General features: G+C 70.2%; 4 protein-coding genes. All 4 read right to left on the bottom strand.

Annotated elements, in window-relative coordinates; all coding sequences use genetic code 11:
- On the bottom strand, nucleotides 1-1,164 hold a 1,164-nt coding region (locus tag E1293_RS45860), incomplete at its 3' end, for a cytochrome P450 family protein (RefSeq protein WP_132206265.1).
- A gap of 171 nt (nucleotides 1,165-1,335) precedes the next feature.
- Nucleotides 1,336-1,998 (bottom strand): GTP-binding protein, encoded by a 663-nt coding sequence (locus tag E1293_RS45865; protein ID WP_132206267.1) that lies wholly within the window; start codon nucleotides 1,996-1,998, stop codon nucleotides 1,336-1,338.
- Nucleotides 1,976-2,437: a DUF742 domain-containing protein gene (locus tag E1293_RS45870; RefSeq protein ID WP_243717552.1), complete on the bottom strand. Its 462-nt coding sequence runs from the start codon at nucleotides 2,435-2,437 to the stop codon at nucleotides 1,976-1,978. Before E1293_RS45870 ends, E1293_RS45865 begins: the two co-directional genes overlap by 23 nt.
- Nucleotides 2,434-2,859, bottom strand: a complete 426-nt coding sequence (locus E1293_RS45875) for a roadblock/LC7 domain-containing protein (protein ID WP_132206268.1) — start codon at nucleotides 2,857-2,859, stop codon at nucleotides 2,434-2,436. Before E1293_RS45875 ends, E1293_RS45870 begins: the two co-directional genes overlap by 4 nt.
- Nucleotides 2,860-3,216: the final 357 nt, after the last annotated feature.

A 3,216-nucleotide genomic window follows, 5' to 3' on the forward strand; every position in this document is an offset into this window, starting at 1 on the left:
GGGCTCCAGTGGGATCTGGTCGGCAGGGACGGTCAGCTGCATAGCGGGAAGGAGCCGCAGTGCGGTGTCGATGGCGGTGTGGGCGATGAGTCGGGCGGGGACTTTGGCGGGGCAGGCGTGCACTCCGGCGGAGAAGGCCAGGTGTGCGCGGTTGCCGGTGTCCAGGTGCGGGTTGCCAGTGCGGGCGTGGGGGCCGTTGTTGGCGGCGGCGAGCCCGAGGATGAGCGCATCTCCGCGGGTTATGGTGTGGCCGGCCAGCTGGTGGTCGGCCAGGGCGTAGCGGGCGGGCATGTTGGCCATTGGGGGGCTTGCCCACAGGATGTCGTCCAGGGCGTCCTCGACTCCGAGGCGACCGCGGCGCAGTTGGCCGGCGAAGCGGGGGGCGGTGAGCATCAGCCGCAGCGTCTGGGTGATCCAGTTGGTGGTGGTCTCCCATCCGGCGACCATCATCATCACCATGCTCTGCTGGATCTCATAGTCGTCGACCAGGTTCGGGTTACTGATGAACGCCGAGGTCAAGTCGTCGGTTGGGGCGGTCCGGCGGGTATTGATGGCACCAATGAGGACGCTGTTGAGGGCCTGGTTCCCGGCCTGGGCGTCGTCGCCGGAGCTCACCAGCCGGGTCATCGCCTGTTGCAGTGCGGCGGTGTCGCGGTCGCCGAGGCCGAACAGGTCGGTGACGGCGAGCATCGGGATCGGCGCGGCATAGCCGGACATCAGGTCGGCGTGGCCGTCGTCGGCGAATGCGGCGATGAGGTCCTCGCAGCGGGCCCGGACCGCTTTGAACATGGCGTTCTGGTCGATGCCGTCGATGGCGTCTAGGACCGGGGCGATGAGGCGGCGGTGCTCGCGGCCGTCGCGGAAGTAGCCGTTGTCGCGGGGCCCCATCATCGGCAGCAGCGGTGAGTCGGCAGGGACATGGCCCTCGGCCAGGTCGCGCCAGTTCACCGGGTTGCGCGAGTAGAGCCGTTCCCGCCGGGTGACCTCTAGCATCTGCTCATAGCCCATGACCAGCCACGCGTTGAGCGGCCGCACAGATCCGCCCGGGGCGGCGGGGGCGAGCTGAACCGGTGCGACCGTCCCGTACTCGGCACGCAGCCGGCCGTAAACGTGCCGAGGGTCGGGACAGTCGGTGGTGGCCGACAACGGCGTCAGCCCGGTCATGTCCGCGAGCCGTTCGCCAGTGCGCACACGGCTGGTGGGCGGCGGTGTCGGATGTGGAGGTGGTTTAGGGGTCACGAACGTCATCAGCAGCACCTGAGGCAATCGCGATGGGGTTCACGGACGAAAGGACGCCCGTGGGGAGACCGGCGGACGAGATCGCAGGGGACGGGGTCACGGAGAAGAGGGGGCGGCTGGTGCGGGGTGATAGATGTGGTCGACCAGGCTGATCAGCGCGCCGGCCGCTGATCCGCGTCGGCGAGCGTCGCAGTCGGCCAGCGGCGTGCCGGGGTCCAGGTCCAGCGCCTGGCGCAGTTGGTCGTGACCGACGGTGGGGCTGTTGGGGAACTGGTTGACTGCGACCGCCAGCGGCAGGTCCGGGTGGTGCTGCTCCAACTGGTCGATTGCGGAGAACGAGGCATCCAGGCGGCGGGTGTCGACCAGGACGAGAGCGCCCAGCGCGCCGGTGGCCAGGCCCTGCCAAAGCGGCCAGAACCGCTGCTGACCAGGGGTTCCGAACAGGTAGAGCACCAGCTGGTCCGACAGGGTGACACGCCCGAAGTCCATCGCGACCGTGGTCGCGGTCTTGTGCTCCAGCCGCGCCAGATCGTCCACCCCGACGCTGGCGGTGGTCATAGGTTCCTCGGTCCGCAGCGGGACGATCTCGCTGACCGATCCGATCAGTGTCGTTTTGCCGACGCCGAACCCGCCGACCACCAGGATCTTCACCGAATGCCGGACCGAGGCCGGGACCGGTTCGGGAGCCGAGCCCCCCGAGCGCTGCACGGCGGGATCGGCTGGACCGGCATGGGGGTCAGACGAGGTTGCGGAGACCATCGAGCACCTCCTTCAAAATGTCACGATCGGTCCGCGAGGCTGGGGCGCGGAAGGCGAGGTGACCGTCGTCGATCAGGTCGGCCGCGACCACGGTCACAGCGCTGACCGGCAGCCGCAGATGCGCCGCGACCTCGGCGACCGACAACTGCACCCGGCAGAGCCGCAGTAGAGCGACCTGCTCACGCGTCGCCGTGACCGGCAACGCCCGGGCCGGGCCCCGCAGTGACGAGCGGCCGCCATCGTGATGGCCGTCGGCGCCCGGGGTGGCGGCGAGCAGGAGCGTCTCGGGCTGCAGCGTGTTACGGGTCGGCGCGGCTCGGCCTTCGGTGATGACGTACACCGGCACCACCTGGTCCACCTCACCCTCCGGCTCGTCGCCGCCCGTCAGCGGGTCCGGCGGCAGGCCAGAAGTCCAGTCGCGGTCCCCTTGGCCGTTCACGGGCTGGTCCTCCCAGCCGGCCCGGCACTGTGCGCCGCTACCTCGGTTGCGGCGGGGCCGGGGTTGCGGGCGGGAGTCGAGAGGTTGCTTTCGCCGATCTTGAGGACCTGCGCACCCATCTGCTGGGCGATGAGGCCGGGATCGACCGTGGTATCGGTCAGCACCGCAAGGTGTGAGCCGTCACCCGCACCCCGGACGAACAGCGCCGCGCCGGTCAGCTCCAGCACGACCCGCCGCATCACCCCGTCGCCGACGTGCTCCTTCGCCACGCTCTGCGCCACGCTGTTGAGGCCCGCGCACGCGGCGGCCAGCCGTTCGGCGGCGTCATCTGCCAAGCCGTCTGAACGCTGTTTGACCAACCCGTCAGCGGTGGCGACCAGCGCGTGGATCACACCGGGCACCTTCAGGACCTCGACCAGCATCCAATTGCGGTCAGGCATGTCCATCCTCGTGGTCGGAACCAGGGACCGGCCCCGGCTCGGCGGTATCGGGGTGGCCGGGTGCGTCGGCCATGTAGGCGGCCGTCCACGCGCCCTCCTCAGCGGGAGTGCGTTCCTGCTCAGCGGAAAGACCACAGTCCGGGGCCTGCGCCTGCACTACCGGGATGGGGGTGCCGCGCTGGTGACGGCGCCGGGGAAGCCCGCCTTCTGTCGGAGCCAGGCCCAGAGCGGCAGGCCCTGTCTCCAGGACGTTGGCCTCCAGATCCCTCTCTTCCCGCTGCCCGCCCTCCGTCGGCGACTTGGGCGCGATGGGTTCGGGCCCGGGGGCCCGAACCCATC

Origin of the sequence: Actinomadura darangshiensis (assembly GCF_004349235.1) — a bacterium.
GTDB lineage: Bacteria > Actinomycetota > Actinomycetes > Streptosporangiales > Streptosporangiaceae > Spirillospora > Spirillospora darangshiensis.